A 26,852-nucleotide genomic window follows, 5' to 3' on the forward strand; every position below is an offset into this window, starting at 1 on the left:
GATATCGGATTTTTGCTCTTTTTATCGATGTAATTTGTTACCAATTAACGAACAAATAAATTAAATATTGTTGTAATTTTGAATAAAAAATTGAAAAGCTATAATAACATATCTGTACTAACGTTTATTATACTATGAAAAAACACTTACTCTTACTTTTTGTATTACTGCCTTTTATAGGGTTTTCTCAACAAAAAACATTTCAAATTAATTGGGAAGGAGAAAAAACATTAAGGGCTGATTCTTCAATTGTTACTGTTCCATATTTTAATAAGGACAACTTTAATTTTAGTAATACTGATGGATTGAAGTTTTTTGCACATTGGAAAACCAACAACTATATCAATGAAAGCTCTGTTCAATTAGCTAATGTTTCATACTCAACTATTAGTGCAACAGATTTAAAAGGAGTTCCAATTAATACCATTTCTAATTCACCTGAATTAAAACTATCAAATGCAATAGCAAGAGATGATGTGTCTGCTTATTTAGAGTTGAAACCTATTGTTAAACAAAATGGAGTGTATAAAAAAATTACTTCATTTACCGTAAGCTACAGCACAACTAATAGTTCTAGTGCTTTAGGAAGATCTTCTAGCTCTATGTTGCAAACAAACGCAGTTACAAACTCTGTGTTGGCTTCTGGGAGTTGGTATAGGTTTTATGTAGATACTACAGGTGTTTTTAGACTAACTAAAAGTTTTTTAAATCAGTTAGGTGTTAATACAAACTCGGTGGATCCTAGAAATATTAAAGTCTATGGAAATGGAGGAGCAATGTTGCCTAAAGAAAACTCAGTTTTTTATCCAATTGACTTAACTGAGAATGCTATCAAGTTTGTTGGTGAAGAAGATGGTGATTTTGATAATGACGATTATATATTGTTTTATGCAGAAGGACCAAGAGGCTATAATGAAGAGAGTAATACCAATATAAACGCATATACCGATAAATCTTATTACTATATTAATATTAGTAGTGGAATGGGAAAAAGAATCCCGGAAGCTACTCAGCCAAACGATGATGCAGATTTTGAAGTAAACACATTTCAGGATTATCAATTTCATGAAATAGACCAATATAATTTAGTGAAAGTAGGTAGGCGATGGTTTGGAGATAGGTTTGATATCGAAAATGAAAAAGAGTTTACTTTTACATTTCCAAATTTAGTGACTTCTGAACCTGCTAGAGTGAGGGTTTATGCTGCTGCAGTTTCTGAAATTGGAACATCAATGGAAGTAAAGCTTAATGGAAATACAATCTCAAATTTTACTTTTGCAGCAATTGATAATCCAACTCTAGCTTCTGGAGGGTTTTTTAATAGTGATTTAATGCTTAACTCTCCTGATGTTGTATTTAACTTAAAGTATAATAACAATAATAATCCTGCTTCTTTAGGGTACTTAGATTATATTTCTGTAGAAGCTACCAGAGAGCTGAGTTTTGAAGGAGGTCAGTTTACTTTTAAAAATGCTAATGTGGCAACCTCTGCTGGAATAGCTCAATACAATTTGGCTAATGCAGCTAACGTTTCAGAAGTATGGGATATAACAGATAAGTATAATGTAGTAGGCTATACAAATTTTGATCAAAGTTCAAACTTTAGTTTTAAAACTACAGCAGGTACTTCAAAAATATATTTGGCAGTTACACCTTCAGATTATTTTCAACCACTAAGAGAAAGTGTTACTACAATTGCGAACCAAAATATAAAAGGAACAATATTTAATAATAGTTCAGGAGAGTTTGAAGATATAGACTATTTAATAATTTCACCAAATGCACTAGCGTCACAAGCTGAAAGACTAGCGCAAATCAATAGAGATCAATATGGGTTAACTGTTAAAGTTGTGACCTTAAATGAAATTTATAACGAATTTAGTTCAGGTAATGTTGATGTTACTGCAATAAGGAACCTTGTTAGATATGTGTACCATAATGCAAGTGCTCCAGATAAAAGACTCAAGTATTTATGTTTATTTGGTGATGCATCTTATGATCATAAAGAACGTATAGCGCCTAAAACAGATGTAGTACCATCATGGCATTCTTATGCTAGTTTTAGTCTTACAGACTCTTTTGTGTCTGATGATTACTATGGGTTGATGGACGAAAATGAAGGTAATATGGCAAGCAACAACTTATTAGATATTGCAGTTGGAAGAATTTTGGCTCAAGATTTACAAAGTGCGACTGAGCTAGTGGATAAAATTGACTCTTATCATAAAACTGCATCTTTTGGTAGTTGGAGAAATAATTGCATCTTTATTTCAGATGATGTTGATGAAGCTTGGGAAAGAATTTTACAGGAAACAACAGATGAAATTGCAGATTTAGTCACTGAAGAAAAACCATTCATTAACGCTATAAAAATTCATTCCGACTCTTATCAACAAGAATCGACATCGAGTGGAGATAGTAATCCTTCAGTTAATAAAGCTATTAGAGACGCGATAGATGTAGGTGCGTTAGTCGTGAATTACTTCGGTCATGGAGGAGAAGATGGGCTTTCAGGTGAAAGAATTTTTGATAAAATTGATTCTCAAGAAGTAAATAACACCTGTAAGTATAACTGTTTTGTTACTGTAACATGCGAGTACACAAGGTTTGATGATCCATTAAGACCAACAGCAGGAGAATATACCTATTGGAATAAAGAAGGAGGAGCTATAGGGTTGATTACTACAACTAGGCAAATTTTTGTTAGTGTGGGTGTATCATTTAATATAAAGTTAACCGAATATATGTTTGCTTTTGGTTCTAATGAATACCCTTCAATTGCTGAAGCCTTGAGGTTAACAAAAACACACCCTACAATTTCAGGTATATCACAAAAACGTTTGGTGTTTTATATTGGAGATCCAGCAATGAAGCTAGCATTTCCTAAACCAGATATTAGATTAACAGCAGTTAACGATGTTTCAATTGATCAAGAAACAGACGTTTTAAAAGCATTAGATAAGGTTAAATTATCTGGAGAAGTAGTTGATGAATCAGGTAACCTTATTCCAAATTATAATGGTGTATTAACAGCAACAGTTTTTGATAAAAATATAGAAAGACAAACATTAGGTAATGATGGTACTACTGAAAACGGTCAACTCATTATCATGGATTTTGAAACATTAGGAGAAATTATTTTTAAAGGACAAGCAACTGTAGAAAACGGTCAGTTTGACTTTGAGTTTGTGGTGCCTAGAGATATTAGTATTCCTGTAGGTAATGGTAAGGTTAGTTTTTATGCACAAACTGAAAATCCTGCACAAGACCAAACAGGAGCAAGTTTTGATATTCAAGTTGGAGGTATTAACGAAAATGCAGAAGAAGATAATATTGGACCAGTTATAAACCTTTATATGAATGATGAAAACTTCGTTTCAGGAGGAATAACTAACGAAGCTCCAACACTTTTAGCAAAACTTCAAGATGATAATGGTATTAATACATCAAGTGGAGTAGGACATGATATTGTTGCTATTATTGATGGAGATGAAGCAAACCCTTATATTTTAAACGATTATTATCAAGCTAACGTTGATGATTACCAAAATGGAGAGGTGACTTATCCATTTAGAGATTTAGAACCAGGTTTGCATACATTAACCTTAAAAGCTTGGGATGTTTACAACAATTCATCAACTTCTGAAATACAGTTTGTAGTTCATGATAAAGATGAAAAACTAGTTATTACTAACGTACTTAACTATCCAAATCCGTTTGTAAACTACACTGAATTTTGGTTCAATCACAATAGTTCAGATAATTTAGACGTTTCTATACAGATATTTACGGTTTCAGGGAAACTAGTAAGAACTTTAAACGGTCAAACCAATTCCGAAGGATGCTGTAATAATGGAACATCTTCGTTATCAAGAAGCATTGTTTGGGATGGAAGAGACGATTTTGGAGATAAAATAGGAAAAGGGGTTTATATTTATAAGCTAAAAGTGCGATCAAACCAATTAAACAAACAGGTAGAAAAAATTCAAAAACTTGTAATACTATAATAAAGATTTATATTTGCTAAATATTTTAGTGGTTTATAATCACTAAGTTGAATACTTAATAACACATGAAAAAATACACAATTGCCCTAATTACTTTATTAGTTTTTAATATTTCAAATGCACAGGAAGAAACTGTTGTTTTTGATAATCAATCATCAGTAATTACAACAGGCGTTCCTTTTTTACTTATAGCATCTGATGCTCGTGCAGCAGGTATGGGAGATATGGGAGTAGCAACATCAGCCGATGCGTATTCACAACAATGGAATCCAGCAAAATATGCATTTTCTGAAACCAAATCAGGTATTGGAGTAAGTTATACGCCTTATTTAAGTAAACTTGTAAATGACATCTTTTTAGGGAATATTACGTATTTCAACCGAATTAACGAAGGAAGTGCTTTCGCTGCAAGTTTTAAATACTTTAGCCTTGGTGAAATTGAAATTGTACAAGATGAATTTTCTGAAGCTTTAATAGAAAAACCAAACGAACTTACTGTAGATGTATCTTACTCTTTACGTTTAGCAGATCAGTTTTCAATGGCAGTGGCTTTAAGATATTTGCGTTCAGATTTAAGAATTCAAGCAGTTGATGCTAATGCAAGTGCTGCAAGCTCAATAGGAGTTGATATTGCAGGATATTATCAAAGTGAAGAAGAAGCATATAACGATTTTAACGGTCGTTGGAGAGCAGGATTTGCAATTCAAAACCTTGGTCCAAAAATTAAATATGACGATGCTGGAAGAGAAAACTTTATTCCTACCAACCTAAAACTTGGTGGTGGATTCGATTTTATTTTTGACGATTATAATAAACTGTCAGTTACTGCAGAAGTTAACAAGTTATTAGTACCAACACCTCCAGTCTTAGGTTTTGTTGATACTGTTCAAGAAGGAGATACTGAGCCTAATGGGCAGCAAGATGCTAATGAACCAACAATAATTGTTGAAGGTAAAGATAACGATGTAAGTTTTGTAAAAGGTATTTTTCAATCTTTTAGTGATGCACCAGGAGGATTTAGCGAAGAGTTAAAAGAGTTTACATGGGCTTTAGGAGCTGAGTATAAATACCAAGACTCATTTGCGTTTAGAGCAGGTTACTTTAATGAAAGCGAAGATAAAGGAGCAAGAAAGTTTTTTGCTTTAGGAGCAGGATTTAAATACTCTGCAATAGATATTGACATGTCATATCTGTTTTCAGCATCAAAAGTACAAAGTCCATTAGAGAACACGTTGCGTTTCTCATTAACGTTTAACTTTGGAGATGGTGAATATGATGAATATTAGACATTCATTTTTAATAAACAAACTAAAAACTATTGTTAACAGCAATAGTTTTTTTGTCTAAAATAGTTTTATACCTTTATTAAGTAAAATATAAAAGTGAAAGAAGTAAAGATAGAATCCGTTTTGACGGTTTACGATAATATAGAAGAGCTTTCCAAAGATGTGATAAGCTTAATGGAAAAAGCTATGGAAGCACGACAAAATGCTTACGCTCCTTATTCAAAGTTCAATGTTGGTGCTGCTTTACTTCTAGATAATGGAGAAGTTGTTACAGGCAGTAACCAAGAAAACGCATCTTATCCTTCTGGGCTTTGTGCAGAGCGAACAGCCATTTATTATGCAGGCGCAAAATATCCCAAAGCTAAAATTGTTCAAATGGCAATAATAGCAGGTTCTACAATAAAACAAACAATGTCACCAATTCCACCTTGTGGTGCGTGTAGACAGGCAATAGCTGAGTATGAAGTAAAACAAGATGCACCTATTGAAATCTATTTTATGGGAGAAACAGGAAAGGTTGTAAAGTCAAATTCATTGGCAAATCTTCTGCCTTTAGTTTTTGATAAATCATTTCTATAACGTTTTCGGTAAAAATTTACGAATTACTGTTTTTTCATTAATATGTAAAGTGTTACTTTTGTTATTCGCTTGTGTCAATTTTATTAGGACACGCATTGTTTTTCTTTTATAAATTAAGTTAAATGCAAAAAGTAACAAAAGAAGTTTACCTTAAATGGTATGAAGACATGTTATTCTGGAGAAAGTTTGAAGACAAACTAGCTGCAGTTTATATCCAACAAAAAGTAAGAGGATTTCTTCACTTGTACAATGGTCAAGAAGCAGTGTTAGCAGGAGCGCTACACGCTATGGACTTGACTAAAGATAAAATGATAACCGCATATCGTAACCACGTACAACCAATTGGTATGGGTGTAGATCCAAAACGTGTTATGGCAGAATTATATGGTAAAGCAACAGGTACCTCTCAAGGTCTTGGTGGTTCAATGCATATTTTTTCTAAAGAACACCGTTTTTATGGTGGTCATGGTATTGTAGGTGGTCAAATTCCTCTAGGTGCTGGTATTGCATTTGGTGATAAATATCATGGTAGTGATGCTGTAACACTTTGCTGCTTTGGTGATGGTGCTGCAAGACAAGGTTCACTTCACGAAACGTTCAACTTGGCAATGTTATGGAAATTACCAGTAGTATTTGTTTGTGAAAACAACGGTTATGCTATGGGAACATCTGTAGAGCGCACTGCAAACCATACAGATATCTGGAAACTAGGTTTAGGGTACGAAATGCCTTCTGGACCTGTTGATGGTATGAATCCTGTAAAAGTTGCTGAAGCCTTTGATGAAGCAATTCAAAGAGCTAGACGCGGTGATGGACCAACATTTTTAGAATTAAAAACATACCGTTACAGAGGGCACTCAATGTCTGATGCACAACACTACAGAACAAAAGAAGAAGTTGAAGAGTACAAGAAAATAGATCCTATTACACAAGTAAAAGATATTATCTTGGAAAACAAATATGCAACTGAAGCTGATATAAAAGTTATTGACAAGCGCGTAAAAGATTTAGTAAGCGAATGCGAAAAATTTGCTGAAGAATCTCCATTCCCAGAAAAGAATGTTATGTACGATGCGGTTTACGAGCAACAAGATTATCCATTTATACAACACAAACTATAATAAGATATGGCAGAAGTAATAAACATGCCTCGTTTGAGCGACACTATGGAAGAAGGTACTGTCGCAACTTGGTTGAAAAAAGTTGGTGATAAAGTAGAAGAAGGAGATATCCTAGCCGAAATAGAAACAGACAAAGCAACTATGGAGTTTGAGTCTTTCTATGAAGGTACACTATTACACATAGGTGTTCAAGAAGGTGAAACTACAAAAGTAGATGAGCTTTTAGCTATTATAGGAGAAGAAGGAGAAGATATTTCTGGTTTATTAAATGGAAGTGCTACTCAAGATTCAAAAGAAGAAGAAACACCAAAAGAAGAAAAAGAAGAAGCAACTAGCGAGCCAGCAACAGAAGCTGTAGATATTCCTGAAGGTGTTACAGTGGTAACAATGCCACGTTTAAGTGATACTATGGAGGAAGGAACTGTTGCAACATGGTTGAAAAAAGTTGGCGATGCCGTTGAAGAAGGTGATATTTTAGCCGAAATTGAAACAGACAAAGCTACTATGGAGTTTGAGTCTTTTCAATCAGGTACATTATTACACGTAGGATTGCAAGAAGGAGAATCTGCAAAAGTAGATGCACTTTTAGCTATTTTAGGTCCTAAAGGAACTGATGTTGCAAACATTGCAAAGAATTTCAAAGCATCATCAGGTGAAAAAGCAGAAGCTCCAAAAGAAGAAGCTCCAAAAGCAGCTTCTAAACCAGAGCCAAAAGCTGAAACTTCTAAAAAAGAAACGCCTAAAGTTTCTGCTCCAGCATCAACATCATCTTCAGATAGAGTATTTGTATCACCATTAGCTAAAAAAATGGCTGATGAAAAAGGTATTAATTTATCTCAAGTAACAGGTTCAGGTGAGAATGGTCGTATTATAAAACGCGATATAGAAAACTTCACACCAGGAACATCTGCCGCTGCAGTAGGTAAATTTGTACCAACAGGTCAAGAAGATTTTGAAGAAGTAAACAATTCGCAAATGCGTAAAGTGATTGCAAAGCGTTTAGCAGAATCTAAATTTACAGCACCTCATTATTACTTAAATGTAGAGTTTGATATGGAAAATGCTATAGCTTTCCGTGCGCAGTTTAACTCTATTCCTGATACTAAAATATCATACAATGATATGATTGTTAAAGCATGTGCTTTAGCGTTAAAACAACATCCGCAAGTAAACTCACAATGGTCTGCAGATAAGATGCGTTTAAATCACCATGTGCATATTGGTGTAGCAGTTGCAGTTCCTGACGGATTGGTAGTTCCTGTAGTGCGTTTTGCTAATGAGCAATCATTACCGCAAATAGGTGCTGAAGTTAAAGAACTTGCAGGTAAAGCTAGAAACAAGAAATTAACGCCTCAAGAAATGGAAGGTAGTACGTTTACTGTATCTAATTTAGGAATGTTTGGTATAGATAGTTTTACATCTATCATCAACCAGCCTAACTCTGCAATTCTTTCAGTAGGAAATATTGTTGAAAAACCTGTAGTTAAAAATGGTCAAATAGTAGTAGGACATACCATGAAGTTATGTTTAGCTTGTGACCATAGAACTGTAGATGGAGCAACTGGAGCACAATTCCTTCAAACATTAAAAGGATATATTGAAAACCCAGTTACAATGTTAGTATAGAAACTTCTGCATAAGCAGAACATACATTATAATATAATCCTGATTTGATTTTTTCCAATCAGGATTTTTTTATCTTTAAGCTTTAATACAATCAATCAAAAATTATGAAAAAACTATTAGCACTTATCATTGTTGTTTTAGCGTTTAGCTGTAAAAATGAACCTAAAGTAGAAGTAGGACCAAAAATTACTATTACAAGTGATGAGTTAAAAGAGGCTGTGACTTATTTGTCTTCAGATGAACTACTAGGTCGTGACACTGGTACGCAAGGAATAGATGATGCAGCAACATATATTGAAAAACAATTTGAAAGCTATGGTGTAAAACCTTATTTTGAAACTTTTAGGGATAATTTTAAGCTTGATAGTTTAGATGCTTTTAATGTGGTTGGAGTTATTGAAGGTGTGGATGAAACGTTAAAAAATGAATATATAGTTATAGGTGCTCATTATGACCACATAGGTTATGGAAAACCTGTTGAAAATGACTCAATTGCTAATGGGGCTAATGACAATGCTACCGGAACAGCTGGCGTAATGGCAATGGCTAAATATTTTGCAACTAGAAAAAACAATAAGCGTAGCATTTTATTTGCACTTTTTACTGCTGAAGAAAGAGGACTTTTAGGTTCAAAGCATCTTGCTGAACGTTTAAAGAGTGATAGCTTAAATGTATATACAATGGTTAATCTTGAAATGATAGGTGTACCTTTTAAGGATAGAGATTATCAAGCGTTTTTAACAGGCTATGAGTTATCTAATATGGCTGAGAAAATGAATGCTTACGCAGGAAGTAAGCTGATAGGTTTTTCTGAAGTTTCTAAAAAATACAGACTTTTTATGCGTTCAGATAATTACCCGTTTTACAATCAGTTTAAGGCACCTTGTCAAACATTATCAAGCTGTGATTTAACTAATTTTGATTTTTATCATCATGTTGATGATGAAATTGAACTTATGGACTTTAATTTCATGGCAAACCTTATCAACTCTACAATTCCTGTTATTGAAACTATGAGTAATACGCCAACTAAAGAGATTGTAATGCATGAAGCAGAGTAAAAATATTATTATTACAGGAACCAGTAGAGGTATTGGTTTTGAGCTGGTTCATCTTTTTGCTAATCAAGGACACAATGTGTTGGCACTATCAAGAAATGCACAACCAGTAAATAACCTTCATTTTGATAATATTACATCCTTTTCTTTTGATTTATGTAATGATGATGACTATCAAAAAGTAGAGCAATTCATAAAAAATGAATGGAACCATGTTGATATTCTAATCAACAATGCAGGAGCATTGCTTAACAAGCCTTTTTCAGAAACTACAATGGATGATTTTGAGCATGTTTATAAAACTAATGTTTTTGGTGTAGCTGAAATGACTAGAGTGGTTCTGCCATTTATGAAAAGAGATGGACACGTTGTAACCATAAGCTCTATGGGAGGGATTCAAGGAAGTATGAAATTTCCAGGACTAGCTGCATATAGTTCTAGCAAAGGAGCAGTTATTACATTAACCGAATTGTTGGCTGAAGAATACAAAAATTCTGGTCCGCAATTCAACGTGTTAGCTTTAGGAGCAGTACAAACCGAAATGCTTGCCGAAGCTTTTCCAGGTTATGAGGCTCCAACTACAGCATTGCAAATGGCTGAGTATATTGCAGACTTTTCGCTTAACGGAAATAAATATTACAACGGAAAAGCATTGCAAGTATCTAATTCTACTCCTTAATGATGTCTAAATACAAGTGTATTATTTTTGACTGTGATGGTGTGTTAGTCGATAGCGAGCCAATTGGCAATCAGGTGTTGGTTGATATGGCTAATGGTTATGGAGCTGATATAGATTTAGATTATGCGTTTAAGCATTTTAAAGGAGGTTCAATATATACTTGTCGAGATAAAATTCAAGCGTTGGTAAATCAACCATTATCTCAAGGTTTTATAGCAGAATATAGAAGACGAAGTTACAATGCATTTAAAGAACAAATTCAACCTGTAGAAGGTGTAAAAGAGGTGATTGAGTCATTGTCTATCCCTTTTTGTGTAGCTTCAAGTGGGCCAACTGAAAAAATACGCCTTAACCTAGAACTTACTGGTTTGCTACCTTACTTTGAAGACAACATCTTTAGTTGTTATACTATCGAAAAATGGAAGCCAGAACCTGATGTGTTTATTTGGGCTGCAAAAACTATGGGTTTTAAACCTGAAGACTGCGTAGTGATTGAAGATAGCTTAACAGGAATACAAGCTGCTAAAGCAGGTGGTTTTGATGTTTTTGGATTTACTGCTCATGATTATAATAACGAGTTAGAAGCAGAAGCAACTACTACCTTTAATTCAATGGAAAAACTATTGGAATTAATCTAATTGTTTTTTTCGAACTTTACTTTTGTAGCCGTAAGTTCAGCGTTGTCAATAGTTATTTTTTCTGAACGTATAATTGCAGTTATTGAATCTTTTTGTGAACCTCTATCAGTAATAATATCAAAAGCAAGGTGTAGTTTAGAAACAGAATCAGAAAGTGTTTCGGTATTCACTTTAGTTACGTTTTCAATATGTACTTGTCTTGTAGTGTTGGGTAAGCTAACAGAGTTGTTAGAAAGGTTTTCAATTTGCTTAGCGATGTCCACTTCAAATTCAGGATGATGTTTTAATAGTAAAGACAAATCATAAAGCTCTTGAAGTTTTTGAGAAGCCACAGTTTGATATTCAAAGTCTTCTTGAGTGCTCAAATAATTATCAAGATCACCAATTACTGATTCAGCAGCGACATTGTTCTCATTAAAAGTTTTTGTTTCATTAGCGCATGAAACAAAAAGTAATACCCAAAAGCCTATTAATATCCTTTTCATTTTACAATAAATTTAAGCATTACAATTTTACCATTAACCAGTCGCTTGTCAAGAATTTCAATGGATTTTAAGCTGCTAGTAGGTATGGTTAATGTTCTTATAAACTTGTCTTTGGTATAAAGCTCCACACCAATATTATTTGCAAACAATTGGTAAATTTTTGCATTGTCAGCTATTAAATTATTAAGCTGTGTTTTATGTGTAGTCCAATCTTTAATATTACCATTGGTATAGTAGTGGAGCATTAACGCATAATCATCAGGAGCTAATTTGACAGTTTGGTTTTTGTTTGAGTCAATTGACCTTACTATGGTATCAGTTTTATGATATGGAGATTGTACAACAAAAGTGATGATTTTTTCTTTTGTGGTAAATTTAAAACACCCAAGACTATCTGTTTTAAAATGTAAAGGGGATTCTCCGTTTTGTAGTATTTTAATATCCAAAGGTGTTTTTGTGATGGCTTCATTTTTAATCTCATCAACAAAACAAAAGTGAAATTCATTTTTCAAACTCTTACTATAAAAAATAAGCATAATTATAGGTAGTGCTGTAAGCCAATATAGCTGCTTTTTGTTTTTCTTTTTTGTTGAAATTGAGAATACATGCGCTTCTTTAAAAGCGTGCCAATTGTTAAAACCAACATACTGACTTAAGAGATTAAGCATGTCTATTCGAGGTAGCTTTTCAGGTTCGTTTTTAAAATAGGTATAAAACCATTTTTCGCTAACCTTTGCTTTTACCTTGCTAAATAAATCTTCTTGAAAGGCAACAATGTCTTCTCCTTTCCATTCTTCAATAGTATTAGGCGCACTATAATGCTGCAAAAAAGTGGTTGCAACAGTCTGTTTTAAAAGATTAAAATGATATGAATGTTCAGGATTCAAATAGTGTAAACTGCTGTTTTTCAGTGTTGTTTTTAATTGTAAAATAGTTTACAAAAGCTTTTCTACAGCTTTACAATATAAAAATGGTATTGCTTAATAGGTTTGCTATGTAAATTTTAAAAATATAAAATTATGAACGCAAATCCATTAAAATCAGTATTTAAAATTATAATTATTAGTTTATTTGTTATGCTGCTTTCAGCATGTCAAAATGAAAGTTATAAAGAAAATGTATCAGTAGCAGATACTGCTGTGTCAGAAGAGTATGAGGCAGTAACTTCAAAAACCGAACCATCAACAAGTGCAATTCCCAACAACCTAAAAATTATTAAGTCGGCAAATGCCAGATATAAGGTAAAGCATGTAAAGGTTGCAACGAAGAAAATAAAGCAAATTGCTTTAAACTTTGACGCTTATATTTCCGACTTAAGATTTCAAAACGATTTATACAGAATCGAAAACAGGTTTACTGTAAAAGTGCCTCAGCAGCATTTTGATGCTATGATGGACTCCATAAGTGCAATTGTTGAATTTATAGAGTATGAGAACATTACCACACAAGATGTTACCGAAGAGTACATTGATATTGAAACCAGGTTAAAAACCAAACTAGAAGTAAAACAGAGGTATGAAACCATATTACGACAAAAAGCCAAAACAGTTGAAGAAATTCTAGCAACCGAAGAAAAGCTTCGTGTGATACAAGAAGAGATTGAAAGCGAACAAGGACGACTTAAATACTTAACCAACAAAGTAGCTTACAGTACCATACAAATAGATTTATATGAAACGGTTGATTACAAAGAAGAGCCAACGAGTTATAAAAAATCATTTTGGAGCAAAACTAAAGAAGGCTTAGTTTTTGGTTGGAATTTTATAGAAACCATTGTGTTAGGAATCATTCATATTTGGCCGCTTATTATTTTAGGTAGTTTATTATTCTTTGTGATTAAAAAAAGAATAAAAAAATAAAAAGGTAAGTCCTCTAGAAAATACCTAGAGGACTTTTCTACACTTTTAAACAACCACGAAATCCTCTTGCTGCATAATAAGATTGTGCTCCATTGTGATAAACAAAAACAGTATCATAACGAAAATCAGCAAAAAGAGCACCTCCAAGTTTTCTTATGTTTTCAGGAGTTTGTATCCAACTAGATGTTTTGGTGTCAAAATTTCCTAACTCTTGTAAAGCTCTATATTGTGTTTCGGTTAATAATTCAATTCCCATTGCTTTGGCTACATCAATGGCATTGTTTTCTGGTTTAAATTTCTTGCGAGATTCTTGAGCTTCAAAGTCGTAGCAATAGCTTCTACGTTCATTAGGGCTTTCAGTTGAGCAGTCAAAAAACAAATATTCATTTGTTTTGGAGTCAAAATCTACAACATCAGGTTCGCCACCTGTTTGTTCCATTTGCTGTATGGACCATAGTTTTTCAGGGTTTTCTTCAAGTCGTTTTTGTACACTGTCCCATTCAATACTATTATGTCTGTGCATATTTTTTTCAAAACGTAGTTTGAGAATTTTAAGTAGTTGATCGCTGTCGTTCGTTGTCAATTGTTTTTTCATGTAAAAGCAGCTTTTAAATCAGAACAAGAAAATTAATGGTTTTATCAGATAATGACGAATTTATGTCTTTATTTTTTTTAAAAACTAAATACAAATCCTTTATTTTTGTTGCGATGCAAAACACACTTCAAAATTATATTCCAGAAAGTGCACTCCCAAAAGTTTTAGAGCTTTTAGACCATGACCATTTAACCGTAAAGGTGAAGAATGAACGTAAAAACAGACATGGAGATTATAAACGTTTACCAAATGGAACACATCAAATTACTGTAAACTCTAATTTGAATAGGTTTAGGTTTTTAATTACACTTATTCATGAAATAGCACATTTTGAAGCATACAAAGAATTTGGACGCTTTATAAAACCTCATGGAGTAGAGTGGAAGCACACCTTTCAGCAATTGATGTTACCGTTTTTAAATCCTAACGTTTTCCCAAATGAGCTTTTACCTCTATTAGCAAAACACTTTAAAAACCCAAAAGCATCTAGCGATACAGATGCACCATTGGCCTTAGCATTAAAGCAATTTGACGAACCTAATGATAAAACATTTGTTTTTGAAGTACCTTTGGGTAAAACATTTAAGCTTTACAATGGCAGGATGTTTTTAAAAGGAGAAAAGCGCAGAAAGCGTTTTGAGTGTGTTGAGGTAAAATCAGGAAAAGTATATCTTTTTAATCCAAACGCAGAAGTAGAATTACTAAACTAATTACAATGAATAAGAATTATTATGCAATATTAATGGCTGGTGGAGTTGGTTCCAGATTTTGGCCTGTAAGTACTCAAGAGTATCCAAAACAATTTCATGATATGTTAGGTACAGGTGATACGCTTATACAAAAAACATTTAATAGATTGTCTGAGCTTATTCCAAAAGAAAATATTTTTATTCTTACCAATGAGCGTTACAATGATTTGGTGTTTCAGCAGTTGCCAGATGTTACAAAACGTCAAGTAGTTTTAGAACCTGCAATGCGAAATACAGCACCTTGTATTTTATATGCATCTTTAAAAATTCAAAAGGAAAATCCTGATGCAGTAATGATTGTTGCACCAAGTGACCATTGGATAGAAGACGAAAACGCATTTACACAAAATGTAAAGCAAACCTTTGAGTTTTGTGAACAAAACGATGCCTTAATGACTTTAGGTATTCAACCTACTTTTCCAAATACAGGATATGGTTATATAGAGTTTGATAAATCGTCTAATCAAGATATAAAACCAGTAAATCAGTTTAGAGAAAAACCAGATTATGAAACTGCCAAATCATTCATAGCACAAGGAAATTTCCTATGGAATGCAGGTATTTTTATGTGGAGTGCAAAAAGTGTGATTAAAGCCTTTAAAAGCAATCAACCAGAATTGTATAGTTTATTTGAAGCAGGAATTGAGGCTTATAATACCGATTTGGAAGATGGTTTTATTCAAGAAAATTATGCCAAGGCAGAGAATATTTCAGTGGATTATGCCATAATGGAAAAAAGCGAAAATGTGTTTGTGCTACCAGCTACTTTTGATTGGAACGACCTTGGTACTTGGGGAAGTCTTTATGATAAACTAGATAAAGATTCTGATAATAATGCAGTTGTGAATGCTAAAACTTTGACTGAAGATGCTACAGGAAATATGATTAGAAGTAAAAAAGATAAAATTGTAGTTGTTGATGGTTTAAAAGATTATATAATTGTTGATAAAGACGAAGTTTTGCTTATCTTCCCTAAAGCAAAAGAACAAGACATCAAAAAGGTACTTCAAAATGTGAAAGAAAAATTTGGAGAGACCTATGGTTAATTGTTCATAAAGTAATTATTTTAGATCAAATTATTACAAGGTTGGAATTTTAAAGATATGAGCAACGAAAGTAAATTTAACTTCTCTGAAGACGAGCAAATACAAAAAGATAAAGACAAAGCTGTAGAAGAGAAAAAAGAAGCAGTTAGAAAAGATGCAAAAGGTCTTTTTGCTAGTATATCTAACTTTTTAAGTGAGCTTCTAGACTTTAGAGATGATACAGATAGAGATGCAACTATTGCTGCTATAAAAGCCGATATTCCTTTTAAAGGCGCTACGGCTTGGATTTTGGTGTGCTCAATAATGGTAGCTTCAGTAGGACTAAATGCTGATTCTCCTGCTGTTGTTATTGGTGCCATGTTAATTTCTCCATTAATGGGTCCTATTTTAGGCATTGGTATGTCTATTGCGCTCAACGATATTGATACACTTAAGAAATCATTGATAAACTTAGCGATAATGATTGTGTTAAGTTTACTCACAGCCTTTTTGTTTTTTAAATTCTTTCCAACTGCTGATATACAAACCAATGAGATTTTTGGACGTACCAAACCAGATATTAGAGATGTGTTAATCGCTTTTTTTGGTGGAGCAGCTTTAATTATAGCTAGGACTAAAAAAGGAACAATAGCATCAGTTATTTTTGGTGTTGCTATTGCAACAGCTTTAATGCCTCCTTTATGTACAGCAGGTTATGGACTAGCACATAACTGGGAGTTTTTCTTAGGAGCAATGAACCTGTTTACCATTAATACTATATTTATTGCTCTTGCCACTTTTATAGTGTTAAAAGTGTTGCGCTTTCCTATGCTTAGATATGCAAACTCTAAAAAGAGGAAACGTATTGCTCAGTTAGCGTCGTTAATTGCTATAGTAGTAATGATTTGGCCAACATTAAGTTTTATAGATTTTATTACAGAGACAAGGTTAAAAGGAGATTATGAGAGTTTTATTGAAAATGAGGTAAAATCTAATAATGACCTTTGGTATCAAAAAGGAATACCTCATTATACTGATAAAAAAATAACACTATACTTTAATGGTGAAATTTCTGAAGCTACTGAAACTGACTTAAGAAACGAGTTGAAACAATATAATAACATTAGTGATTTTACACTTGAGTTCTTTGGAAACAAAAACAGAAGCTTTGATAAATTATCTGATGCTTACGATAGAGCTATTAATGAACTAGATAGAAAAGACATGATTATTTCTGGTCTAGAACAAGAGATAAGAGAATTACAGCAAACCATTTCTGGGTTAAATGGTCAGTTAGAAACTAATAACACTTCAAATGCGGTTGCATTTTCTAGTTTAGCTAAAGATGCTAAAATTAAGTTTTCTGATTTAGACTATTTTGGATATTCAAAAAGACTAGAGTCTAAAGACTTTATAAAAGTAGATACAGTAACAATTGCTAATATTAAATGGAAAACCAACGTTAGTGATAGTATTGCTTTAGTAAAAGAAGGTGAGTTGCTAGCTTGGTTAAAGCAAACTCTTAAAACTGAAAAAATAAGTGTAAAGAGAGAATAGTTTTTTTAGCTATTCTCTTCTAAGTACATTTTTCGTACTTTTTTAAATAATTCAGAAGAATATACAAAGTTTGTTACTGCTTCATTGTCAGTTTTAAAAATAGTGTCTTTAGAGCCTTCCCATTCTTTTAGTCCGTTTTTAAGAAACACAATTTTTTCACCTATTTCCATCACTGAGTTCATATCATGGGAGTTTATTACAGTAGTAATGTTGTACTCGTCAGTAATTTCTTGTATCAAGTTGTCAATAACAATTGCAGTTTTAGGATCTAAACCAGAGTTAGGTTCGTCGCAAAATAAATATTTAGGATTGTTTACAATAGCACGAGCAATGGCAACACGCTTTTGCATTCCACCACTAGCTTCACTTGGCATTTTATTGTGAGCATCGTCAAGATTAACACGCTTAAGCACAAAATCTACACGATCTTGCATTTCACTTTTACTTTGTTTAGTAAACATACGTAATGGGAACATTACATTTTCGGCAATCGTCATAGAATCAAAAAGTGCACTCCCTTGAAATACCATGCCTATTTCGGCTCTTAAATTTCGTTTTTCATCAGGACTTAGCTTGCTAAATATTTTTCCTTCGTAAGCAATAGAGCCTTCTTCATAATCAAATAAACCCAACAAACATTTTAAAAAAACTGTTTTACCAGAACCACTTTGCCCAATAATAAGATTGGTTTTGCCTTTTTCAAAAGAGGTTGTAATTCCTTTTAAAATATGAGCTTCTCCAAACGATTTATGTAAATTTTTAACTTCTATCATTAGCCTAATAACAAACTGGTTAGTAAAAAGTTTAAGAGAATAATTACAACACTAGTCCAAACAAATGAGGTTGTGCTGGCTTTACCTACTTCAAGAGCGCCACCTTTCATGTAATATCCATAAAATGAAGGTATGGTTGCTAAAATAAAAGCAAAAACTATAGTCTTTATAAACGCATATGTAATATGGAAAGGAATAAAATCTGTTTGAATACCTATAACGTAATCTTCTAAAGTACCATAACCACCATACACACATGCAGCCATACCACCAAGAACGCCTAAGAACATAGCAATGGAAATCACAAAAGGATAAAGCATAAGCGAAATGAATTTAGGGAAAACAAGATAGTTTAACGAGTTAATTCCCATAACTTCTAGAGCATCAATTTGCTCGGTTACACGCATAGTTCCAATGCTTGAGGTAATAAAAGAGCCCACTTTACCAGCCATAATAATAGAGATAAACGTTGGAGCAAATTCTAGCACTATCGATTGTCGAGTAGCAAAACCAACAAGGTATTTTGGTATTAAAGGGTTGTTGATGTTTAATGACGTTTGTATTGCAACAACGCCTCCAACAAAAAAGGCTATAAATGCAACAATACCTAAAGAGCCAATAACCAAATCGTCAATGTCTTTTAATATCAACTGCTTCATTACGCTCCACTTCGTAGGCTTGCGGAACATTTCAGCAATCATCAAAAAATATTTACCAATATTATGAAGGTACGTCATAGTATAATTTGTTACTGCTAAAGTAAAAAAAACTTACAGGTATTTAACCTTAATTTTAAATTATGATGTTTTAAAATCTGTATTTTTGGGCTTCGTTTACAAATCACAACAATGAAAAGACATTTAACACTATTAGTATTATTAGCAATTACTCTATCATGTAAAGCCCAACATGAAATTACAGAGATAGAAACTCAGTATGAGCATGATTTAACTTCAAGACCAAAATTGGTTGTAGGTATTGTAGTTGACCAAATGAGATATGATTACTTAACACGTTTTTATAATCGTTTTGGAGAAGGTGGATTTAAACGAATGATAAACGAAGGGTTTAACTGTAAGAACAACCATTTCAACTACATTCCGACAAAAACAGGACCAGGACATGCATCGGTTTATACAGGAACTACACCAAAATATCATGGTATAATTGCTAATGATTGGTATGATAAAGACGCTAAACAAATGGTGTACTGTGCAGGAGATGACACGGTGGAATCAGTAGGGACAACAAGTTCTTCAGGCAAAATGTCACCACAACGCATGTTAACTACCAGTTTTGCTGATGAAAATAGATTGTTTACTCAAATGCGAGGAAAGACCATTGGTATTTCAATGAAAGATAGAGGAGCAATTTTGCCTGCAGGACATACTGCTAATGCTGCATATTGGTTTCATGGTAAAAATGAAGGAAAATGGATATCGAGTACTTTTTATTTGAACGATCTTCCGCAATGGGTTAAGGATTTTAATAAGTCAAATGTTGCGCAATCTTATTTTAAAGTTTGGAATACCTTATACGATATCAATACTTATATTGAAAGCGGTAGCGATTTAAACAATTTTGAAGGAGGGTTTAAAGGTAAGGAAACAGCAACTTTTCCTTATGACTTGGCTGCTTTAAAAGACTCTAATGGAGGTTTTGATATCCTTAAAGGAACTGCTTATGGAAACGACCTTACTACAGATTTTGCTTTAGCTGCAATTGATGGAGAACAATTGGGTAAAGATAGTATCACTGATGTTTTGGCTTTAAGTTACTCAAGTACTGATTATGTTGGGCACAATTTTGGTGTGAATTCTAAAGAAGTTCAAGATACATACCTTAGACTAGATAAAGACTTAGAGCGATTATTTAATCACTTAGATGCAACAGTTGGTAAAGGAGAATACACTGTGTTTTTAACAGCAGACCATGGAGCTGTTGATGTGCCTTCATATTTACAATCGGTTAAAATTCCTGCTGGGTATTTAAATAACTCAAAAACTAAAGCTGATTTTAATGAGTTTATGACTGCTACGTTTGGAGCGTCTGATTTAGTTGAAAATGTAAGCAACGACCAAATATTTTTAAATAGAGAGAAAATAAAGACTCTAGATTTAGACTTAGATGATGTACAAGAGGCTATCGTTGATGAGTTAATTACTTATGAAAATGTATATAAAGTGTATTCATCTAAAACAATGAGTACAATGTCGTTTGACTCAGGAGTAGAGAAATTACTTCAAAAAGGTTATAATCAAAGACGTTCTGGAGATATTTTGGTAGTGCCAAATCCAGCACATATTTCATACAGTAAAACAGGTTCAACTCATGGTAGTGGGTTAAATTATGATACACATGTGCCTTTATTATTCTTCGGAAAAGGAATTAAGCATGGAGAAACATTTCAAAAAACCGTAATACCAGATATTGCACCAACAATTTCGGCATTTTTAGGTATTAGTTTTCCTAATGGTGCAACAGGACAACCTTTAGGGTTTGTTTTAGATTAGTTTGAATAAAAGACAATTATATACCATTATTGTTGTACTTATTGTCATAGGTATTTATGGCTACGAGCACTTTTTAAAAGAACAAGAAGTAGCCGAAATAGTATCTGAAGGAGAAACTGTAAAAACAGATACTAACGAATACTTTTTGCCAACAAGCACAACAGGACAAATAGTACATCATGAAGGTTACTCGCTATCTTACAGTGAACCTCACGAGCAAGCTGAATGGGTGGCTTATGAGTTGAAAAAATCGCATTTATCAAACACTAATTTTAAACGACCATATTTTGAAATTGATAAAGCTGTAAAAACTGGAGCAGCACATTGGCGCAATTATAAAAAGTCAGGTTATGATCGAGGGCATTTATGTCCTGCAGGAGATAGAAAATACAGTAAATATGCTCATGATGAAACATTTTTAACCAGTAATATTAGTCCGCAAGAACATGCGTTTAATTCTGGTATTTGGAATACTTTAGAGCAAAAAGTGCGTTATTGGGCTAGTAAGTATGATGGCCTATATGTGGTTTCTGGAGGTGTGCTAAAAGGTAATTTAAAAACTATAGGAGAAGAGCGCGTAGCGGTTCCTAATCAGTTTTACAAAGTGCTTATTGATAATAATACTGGTAATACAAAAATGATAGCGTTTTTGATGTCTCATGAAAACTCTAATAAACCATTGTATGAGTTTGTGGTTTCGGTAGATTCTTTAGAAGCGTTAACAGGAATTGATTTTTTTCCAGAACTAGATGACGCTATTGAAAATAGGTTAGAGGCTTCAAGTAGTTACAAAGCGTGGAGTTTTGATTAAAAATTGTCTTTTGTGTTGTTGTAATACCTACTTTTTCTAAGTTTATTGTTTGAGTTTGCCTATTATTCCTTTCCAACGAAGTTGTCGTATAAATTTCCCTTCATCTTTAGAAACTAAGAACGCTTTACGTGCTTTTTTTGCTTTAAAATAGCCTACTAAGTAATTTTTAAATAGAGCAAAACTTCTTTTTTTATAAGATAGTTTTAATGCCGAAATTAATGTAATTACAAAACCATAACGCATTTTATACATGGCTTCACCTTGTAAGTATTTAGAAGCTTTATTGTAACTGTTTCCTGTAGGTTTTAAATGCTTTACACAAAGCGACTCGTCTACAACCACTTTCCAATTATGGTATTTAGCAAGTAAAGTATCTACAGTGTCCCAACCAATCGATGGTTTTAAACCACCAATAGCTTTAAAGCAAGCTTTTCGGTAAGCTTTAAATGGTCCTCGAACATGCGTTTTGTTGGCAATGTTTTCATAAACCCATTCATGCTCTTTTTTTATATAGGCTAAACCTCCAGCAATTCCAACAGATTTATCACTTTTTAAAACCATTTTTATACGCTCTAAATAATTGGTAGGAAGAATAATATCTGCATCAAACTTACAAATTACATCGTAGTTATCGTCTAGCGTGTTGTAGCCTTGGTAAAAGGCGTTTATTACTTTTGAACCTGGAAGATGAGTGTTAGAAGATTTGTAATTTACAAGGGTTATCCAAGAGTGTTTTGAGCAAAAAGAAGAGACTATCGCTTCAGTCTTGTCTGTAGAGTTATCGTTAACTACAACCACTTTTTTAGGTAAAACCGATTGATTTACTAACGACTCTAAAGTTTGCGCTATGCAATCTTCTTCATTATGAGCTGGTATGACGATATAAAAGTTCAAAAATTTGAAATATTAAGTATTCAAAGTTAAACTCTTTCAGCATAAACAATGTAATATCTTGGCGTAAACCAACGTAATATGGGTCTAATACCTATCTTTTTTGTTGGATTGGTCCATTTTTTAGAGTCAATAATTTTCCAACCTGTTTTTTCTAATAACCAATCAAACTGCCAATCTTCAAACTCATGGTAATGACGATCTCTCATATCGGTTTTACTTCTGTAAGCAGAAGCAAACCATAATTTTAAAGGAATGCTAGCTACTAATTTATCTGATTTTATAGACTTTAAAACAGTATAAGGTGAAAGCAAATGTTCAAAAATTTCAAAAGCAGTTACCACATCAGTATTGGTGTTTTCAATTTCAGAAGTGTCTTCGTCTAAATCAATACCAGAAGTGTTTTCAACAGAAAACCCATTTGCTTTCATAATTTCTGTAAATGGGTTTTCTACACCTAAATCCAAAACAGAAGCAGGTGTTTTAATATGCTTTTTTAAGAACTCTAAAGTTATTTTATATCTCTTGTGTGGAAATTTTCCTTCGTACATAGCTTCTTTCCACAACAGTGGAAGTATTATTAATATTTGTAAACAATAGCGTTAATGTGCATTCCTGCACCAACACTTGCAAACATAATAATATCTCCTTTTGTAAGACTATGATTTTCTAATTTATTGTTCTTTACCAAGTCAAAAAGTGTAGGTACAGTTGCAACAGAACTATTACCTAATTTTTGAATGTTCATAGGCATAATGCCTTCAGGAATATCGGTTTTGTAGAGTCTGTAAAAGCGTTTTAATATGGCTTCGTCCATTTTTTCATTAGCTTGATGGATGAATATTTTTTTCACCTCTTTAATGTCAATTCCGCTTTTATCTAAGCAGGCTTTCATTGCACTTGGAACATTGCTTAAAGCAAATTCGTAAATTTTACGACCATCCATTTTAATGTAACGTGTGTCTCTACAAAGGTCTTGATTGTTTGAGTTTCCGAAGAATAAATAGTAAGCTTCATCATAAGTAAAACTAGCACTTTCGTGTGCTAAAATTCCGCCTTCATCATTAGTAGCTTCTATAATTGTTGCTCCAGCTCCATCGCTGTAAATCATAGAGTCTCTATCGTGCTTATCAACCACTCTCGATAAAGTTTCAGCTCCTATAACTAAGCAACGTTTTGCAATACCAGCCTTAATAAATGCATTAGCTTGTATAACACCTTCTACCCAACCAGGACAACCAAAAAGAATGTCATAGGCAACGCATTTTGGGTTTTTAATACGCAAGCTGTGTTTTATTCTTGCTGCTAAACATGGTAAAATGTCACTTTGAATGGTGTTGTGTTTAACATCGCCAAAATTGTGTGATACTATGATATAATCTAGAGTTTCAGGGTCTATGTTTGCGTTAGCAATAGCTTTTTCGGCAGCAAAGAACCCAAGGTCTGATGCTGTTAAATGGTGTTTTGCATATCTACGTTCAGAAATACCAGTTATGGCTTTAAATTTATCAACAATAACTTCGTTAGGATGATTAATTTCTGAGCCATCAGTGTTTAAAAACTGGTGTTGGTGAAAGTTTTCATTTTTTTCAATGGTATCAGGAATATAGCTTCCAGTACCTGTAATTTTTATATTCATAAAAGAAAAAAGCCTTTAATTTTTACTAATATAACAAATATACTAGCTGTAAATTAAAGGCGTCTTTATTATCTGATTATTTTACGATGTTCAACATCGTATTATGCATCCATATATTCTTCAATTGGAGCGCAAGTGCATATTAAATTACGGTCTCCATAAGCATCGTCAACACGTCTTACAGAAGGCCAAAATTTATTGTCTTTTACATAGTCCAAAGGAAAAGCAGCTTTCTCTCTAGAGTAAGGTAGTAACCACTCGTCTGAGGTAACTAACTCTAAAGTGTGAGGTGCATTTTTTAAGACATTATTGTCGTCTTCTTTAGAAACTTCGCTAATTTCTTTTCTAATAGAAATCATAGCGTCACAAAAGCGGTCCATTTCAGCTTTGCTTTCACTTTCAGTAGGTTCAATCATCATTGTTCCTGCCACAGGAAAAGATACTGTTGGTGCATGGAACCCATAATCCATTAAACGTTTTGCAATGTCAACCACTTCAATTCCGTTGGCTTTAAATGCTCTACAGTCTACAATCATTTCATGAGCTGCTCTACCACGTTCACCAGAATACAGTGTATCAAAACTTCCTTGTAAACGGTGTTTGATATAATTGGCATTTAAAATGGCAATTTTGGTAGCTTGAGTTAAACCTTCTGCACCAAGCATTTTAATATATCCATAAGAAATTAAGCATGCTAACGCAGAACCAAAAGGTGCAGCCGAAATAGCTGTAATAGCTTTTTTACCACCAGTTTTTACTATTGGATTTCCTGGTAAGAAAGGTACAAGTTGTTTAGCAACACAAATTGGTCCAACTCCAGGACCTCCACCACCATGAGGAATAGCAAACGTTTTATGAAGGTTAAGGTGACATACATCTGCACCAATATTTCCAGGGTTTGTTAACCCTACTTGAGCGTTCATGTTTGCTCCATCCATATAAACTTGTCCGCCATTATCATGGATGATTTTAGTAATTTCTTTTATGGCAGATTCGTAAACACCATGTGTTGAAGGGTAAGTAACCATTAAACAAGACAAATTGTCTTTGTGTAATTCGGCTTTTTCACGTAAATCATCAACATCAATATTACCTTCATCAGTAGACTTAGTAACTACAACTTTCATTCCTGCCATTACTGCACTTGCAGGATTGGTGCCATGTGCAGACGACGGAATTAAACAAATGTTTCTGTGATGATCACCACGAGATTCGTGATATGCTTTTATAACCATAAGTCCAGCAAACTCACCTTGAGCACCAGAGTTTGGTTGTAAGGAAGTGGCTGCAAAACCAGTAATTTCAGTAAGTTGATCTTCTAGTTCTTTTAAAACCGTAAGATAACCTTCAGCTTGTTTTTTAGGAACAAAAGGATGAATATTTGCCCATTTAAAAATACTTAAAGGCAGCATTTCAGCAGCTGCATTAAGTTTCATGGTACAAGAACCTAAAGAAATCATAGAGTGGTTTAATGATAAATCTTTACGCTCTAAAGATTTTATATAACGCATCAACTCGGTTTCTGAGTGATAAGTGTTAAAAACATCTAACGATAAAAAGTCTGACTGTCTTTGTAAATCTTCAGCAATATTAACGTCTTCAGAAATTGAAGAAATTTCGAAAGCCTCTTTTTTAGCAGCTTTTGCAAAAACAGCAATAATATAATTTAAATCTCTTACTGATGTTGTTTCGTTTAACGCAATAGTTACTGTGTTATCATCAGGATAGAAGAAATTTACTTTTTTCTCTTTGGCAATCTTTCTAAGTTTTTTAGCATCAGTTTTTATTTGAAGTGTATCAAAGTAAGAAGTATTAGCTTGCTTATAACCTAATTTTTTTAATGCCTTTTCTAGTGTTGAAGCTGAATTGTGAACTTTGTTAGCAATAAATTTAAGCCCTTTAGGGCCATGATATACTGCATACATTCCAGCCATAACAGCTAATAATACTTGAGCAGTACAAATGTTTGATGTTGCCTTGTCACGCTTAATGTGTTGCTCACGTGTTTGTAATGCCATACGTAAAGCTCTGTTGCCATTAGTGTCTTTTGTTACACCAATAATACGACCAGGAATATCACGTTTATAGGCTTCTTTAGTTGCAAAAAATGCTGCGTGTGGTCCACCATAACCCATTGGGATTCCAAAACGTTGGGTAGTACCTACAACAACATCAGCTCCAAATTGCCCAGGAGCTTCCAGTTTAACTAAACTTAAAATATCAGCAGCTACAGCTACTTTAATTTGGTTTTCGTTAGCTTTAGAAATGAAAGATTTTATGTCAGTAACCTCTCCGTTTTTTCCAGGATATTGAAGGATAGCTCCAAAAAATTCCGAAGAAAAATCAAACTCATCTTCATTACCTACTACAATTTCTACACCAATAGGAGTGGATCTTGTTTCTAGTAATGATAGTGTTTGCGGTAAAATATTTTCAGAAACAAAAAATTTGTTAACACCTTGTTTTTTTTGGTCGCGTTCTCTTACTGCAAATAACAAACTCATAGCTTCAGCAGCAGCAGTACTTTCGTCAAGTAAAGATGCATTTGCTATTTCCATACCTGTAAGGTCTGTAACCATGGTTTGGAAATTTAATAAAGCCTCTAGACGACCTTGAGCAATTTCGGCTTGGTAAGGTGTGTAAGCTGTATACCAACCTGGATTTTCTAAAATATTACGCTGAATAACTGCAGGTAAAATAGTTGGGTGGTATCCTAAACCTATGTATGTTTTATAAACCTTATTCTTTTTTGATAATTCGTGAATATGAATATTGTATTCATGTTCAGTCATTGGTTCATCTAGATTCAATTCTTTTTTTAAGCGAATATCATCAGGAATGGTTTCGTAAATTAGTTGTTCTAAAGAGTCAACACCAAGGGTTTTTAGCATCTCTTTTTGGTCATCTTCTCTAGGACCAATATGACGAAGTGCGAAAGCGTTTGTATTCATTAAAATTATG

At 33.3% G+C, this 26,852-nt stretch carries 23 protein-coding genes; 14 read left to right on the top strand and 9 right to left on the bottom strand.

What is annotated here, in order from left to right; translation table 11 throughout:
* Nucleotides 1–134: 134 nt before the first annotated feature.
* The 8 genes from porU to A8975_RS07185 all read left to right on the top strand — a co-directional run bounded on the left by porU (nucleotide 135) and on the right by A8975_RS07185 (nucleotide 10,994).
* Entirely contained in the window at nucleotides 135–4,007 is a 3,873-nt protein-coding gene (porU, locus tag A8975_RS07150; RefSeq protein ID WP_134199420.1) for a type IX secretion system sortase PorU, read from the top strand.
* Nucleotides 4,008–4,072: 65 nt separating this feature from the next.
* The gene (porV, locus tag A8975_RS07155) at nucleotides 4,073–5,293 is read left to right on the top strand and encodes a type IX secretion system outer membrane channel protein PorV (protein WP_129761492.1); all 1,221 of its coding nucleotides are present in this window, start codon (nucleotides 4,073–4,075) and stop codon (nucleotides 5,291–5,293) included.
* 96 nt (nucleotides 5,294–5,389) lie between these two features.
* Complete coding sequence (gene cdd, locus A8975_RS07160) at nucleotides 5,390–5,872, top strand: cytidine deaminase (RefSeq protein ID WP_129761491.1); 483 nt, start codon at nucleotides 5,390–5,392, stop codon at nucleotides 5,870–5,872.
* Between the two features lie 122 nt (nucleotides 5,873–5,994).
* Nucleotides 5,995–6,993 (top strand): pyruvate dehydrogenase (acetyl-transferring) E1 component subunit alpha, encoded by a 999-nt coding sequence (gene pdhA, locus A8975_RS07165; protein ID WP_129761490.1) that lies wholly within the window; start codon nucleotides 5,995–5,997, stop codon nucleotides 6,991–6,993.
* Between the two features lie 6 nt (nucleotides 6,994–6,999).
* A complete protein-coding gene (locus A8975_RS07170) occupies nucleotides 7,000–8,619 on the top strand; it encodes a pyruvate dehydrogenase complex dihydrolipoamide acetyltransferase (RefSeq protein WP_134199422.1) in 1,620 nt (539 codons plus the stop codon).
* Nucleotides 8,620–8,723: 104 nt separating this feature from the next.
* Complete coding sequence (locus A8975_RS07175) at nucleotides 8,724–9,680, top strand: M28 family metallopeptidase (RefSeq protein ID WP_129761488.1); 957 nt, start codon at nucleotides 8,724–8,726, stop codon at nucleotides 9,678–9,680.
* On the top strand, nucleotides 9,667–10,356 hold the full coding sequence (locus A8975_RS07180) for an SDR family NAD(P)-dependent oxidoreductase (protein WP_134199424.1): 690 nt from the start codon (nucleotides 9,667–9,669) through the stop codon (nucleotides 10,354–10,356). The genes A8975_RS07175 and A8975_RS07180 overlap by 14 nt, the downstream gene beginning before the upstream one ends.
* Nucleotides 10,356–10,994, top strand: coding sequence for an HAD family hydrolase (locus A8975_RS07185; protein WP_243832959.1), 639 nt, complete (start codon nucleotides 10,356–10,358; stop codon nucleotides 10,992–10,994). The genes A8975_RS07180 and A8975_RS07185 overlap by 1 nt, the downstream gene beginning before the upstream one ends.
* Here the strand turns inward: A8975_RS07185 and A8975_RS07190 are convergent.
* Nucleotides 10,991–11,479, bottom strand: a complete 489-nt coding sequence (locus A8975_RS07190) for a hypothetical protein (RefSeq protein WP_134199428.1) — start codon at nucleotides 11,477–11,479, stop codon at nucleotides 10,991–10,993. The genes A8975_RS07185 and A8975_RS07190 overlap by 4 nt on opposite strands.
* Nucleotides 11,476–12,366 carry a hypothetical protein gene (locus tag A8975_RS07195; RefSeq protein WP_134199430.1) on the bottom strand — a complete coding sequence of 297 codons (891 nt, stop codon included), beginning with the start codon at nucleotides 12,364–12,366 and terminating at the stop codon, nucleotides 11,476–11,478. Before A8975_RS07195 ends, A8975_RS07190 begins: the two co-directional genes overlap by 4 nt.
* Before the next feature lie 132 nt (nucleotides 12,367–12,498).
* Between A8975_RS07195 and A8975_RS07200 the strand changes: the two genes are divergently transcribed.
* On the top strand, nucleotides 12,499–13,338 hold the full coding sequence (locus A8975_RS07200) for a DUF4349 domain-containing protein (RefSeq protein WP_134199433.1): 840 nt from the start codon (nucleotides 12,499–12,501) through the stop codon (nucleotides 13,336–13,338).
* A 37-nt stretch (nucleotides 13,339–13,375) separates the two neighbouring features.
* Here the strand turns inward: A8975_RS07200 and A8975_RS07205 are convergent, their stop codons facing one another.
* Nucleotides 13,376–13,933: a DUF4256 domain-containing protein gene (locus A8975_RS07205; RefSeq protein ID WP_134199435.1), complete on the bottom strand. Its 558-nt coding sequence runs from the start codon at nucleotides 13,931–13,933 to the stop codon at nucleotides 13,376–13,378.
* A gap of 113 nt (nucleotides 13,934–14,046) precedes the next feature.
* Between A8975_RS07205 and A8975_RS07210 the strand changes: the two genes are divergently transcribed.
* From A8975_RS07210 to A8975_RS07220, 3 genes are read left to right on the top strand one after another with little or no spacing between them, the layout of a single operon-like run.
* Entirely contained in the window at nucleotides 14,047–14,643 is a 597-nt protein-coding gene (locus tag A8975_RS07210; RefSeq protein ID WP_134199942.1) for a SprT-like domain-containing protein, read from the top strand.
* Nucleotides 14,644–14,648: 5 nt separating this feature from the next.
* On the top strand, nucleotides 14,649–15,728 hold the full coding sequence (locus tag A8975_RS07215) for a mannose-1-phosphate guanylyltransferase (protein WP_134199437.1): 1,080 nt from the start codon (nucleotides 14,649–14,651) through the stop codon (nucleotides 15,726–15,728).
* A gap of 57 nt (nucleotides 15,729–15,785) precedes the next feature.
* The gene (locus A8975_RS07220; RefSeq protein ID WP_131508067.1) at nucleotides 15,786–17,264 is read left to right on the top strand and encodes a DUF389 domain-containing protein; all 1,479 of its coding nucleotides are present in this window, start codon (nucleotides 15,786–15,788) and stop codon (nucleotides 17,262–17,264) included.
* 5 nt (nucleotides 17,265–17,269) lie between these two features.
* Here the strand turns inward: A8975_RS07220 and A8975_RS07225 are convergent, their stop codons facing one another.
* Entirely contained in the window at nucleotides 17,270–18,037 is a 768-nt protein-coding gene (locus A8975_RS07225) for an ABC transporter ATP-binding protein (protein ID WP_129761480.1), read from the bottom strand.
* Nucleotides 18,037–18,774 carry an MlaE family ABC transporter permease gene (locus A8975_RS07230; RefSeq protein ID WP_129761479.1) on the bottom strand — a complete coding sequence of 246 codons (738 nt, stop codon included), beginning with the start codon at nucleotides 18,772–18,774 and terminating at the stop codon, nucleotides 18,037–18,039. Before A8975_RS07230 ends, A8975_RS07225 begins: the two co-directional genes overlap by 1 nt.
* A 111-nt stretch (nucleotides 18,775–18,885) precedes the next feature.
* Between A8975_RS07230 and pafA the strand changes: the two genes are divergently transcribed.
* Both pafA and A8975_RS07240 read left to right on the top strand, forming a co-directional pair.
* Nucleotides 18,886–20,550 (top strand): alkaline phosphatase PafA, encoded by a 1,665-nt coding sequence (pafA, locus tag A8975_RS07235; RefSeq protein WP_134199439.1) that lies wholly within the window; start codon nucleotides 18,886–18,888, stop codon nucleotides 20,548–20,550.
* A gap of 1 nt (nucleotide 20,551) precedes the next feature.
* Nucleotides 20,552–21,361 (top strand): DNA/RNA non-specific endonuclease, encoded by an 810-nt coding sequence (locus A8975_RS07240; RefSeq protein ID WP_134199441.1) that lies wholly within the window; start codon nucleotides 20,552–20,554, stop codon nucleotides 21,359–21,361.
* A gap of 42 nt (nucleotides 21,362–21,403) precedes the next feature.
* On the opposite strand, the gene A8975_RS07245 is transcribed toward A8975_RS07240, so the two are convergent.
* The 4 genes from A8975_RS07245 to gcvP all read right to left on the bottom strand — a co-directional run bounded on the left by A8975_RS07245 (nucleotide 21,404) and on the right by gcvP (nucleotide 26,842).
* Nucleotides 21,404–22,255 carry a glycosyltransferase gene (locus tag A8975_RS07245; RefSeq protein ID WP_134199444.1) on the bottom strand — a complete coding sequence of 284 codons (852 nt, stop codon included), beginning with the start codon at nucleotides 22,253–22,255 and terminating at the stop codon, nucleotides 21,404–21,406.
* Between the two features lie 26 nt (nucleotides 22,256–22,281).
* The gene (locus A8975_RS07250) at nucleotides 22,282–22,803 is read right to left on the bottom strand and encodes a methyltransferase domain-containing protein (protein WP_129761475.1); all 522 of its coding nucleotides are present in this window, start codon (nucleotides 22,801–22,803) and stop codon (nucleotides 22,282–22,284) included.
* 29 nt (nucleotides 22,804–22,832) lie between these two features.
* Entirely contained in the window at nucleotides 22,833–23,891 is a 1,059-nt protein-coding gene (locus A8975_RS07255) for a 3-oxoacyl-ACP synthase III family protein (RefSeq protein ID WP_134199446.1), read from the bottom strand.
* A 101-nt stretch (nucleotides 23,892–23,992) separates the two neighbouring features.
* Nucleotides 23,993–26,842: an aminomethyl-transferring glycine dehydrogenase gene (gene gcvP / locus A8975_RS07260; protein WP_134199448.1), complete on the bottom strand. Its 2,850-nt coding sequence runs from the start codon at nucleotides 26,840–26,842 to the stop codon at nucleotides 23,993–23,995.
* Nucleotides 26,843–26,852: the final 10 nt, after the last annotated feature.

It is taken from the genome of Meridianimaribacter flavus (assembly GCF_004366715.1).
Taxonomy (GTDB): domain Bacteria; phylum Bacteroidota; class Bacteroidia; order Flavobacteriales; family Flavobacteriaceae; genus Gaetbulibacter_B; species Gaetbulibacter_B jejuensis.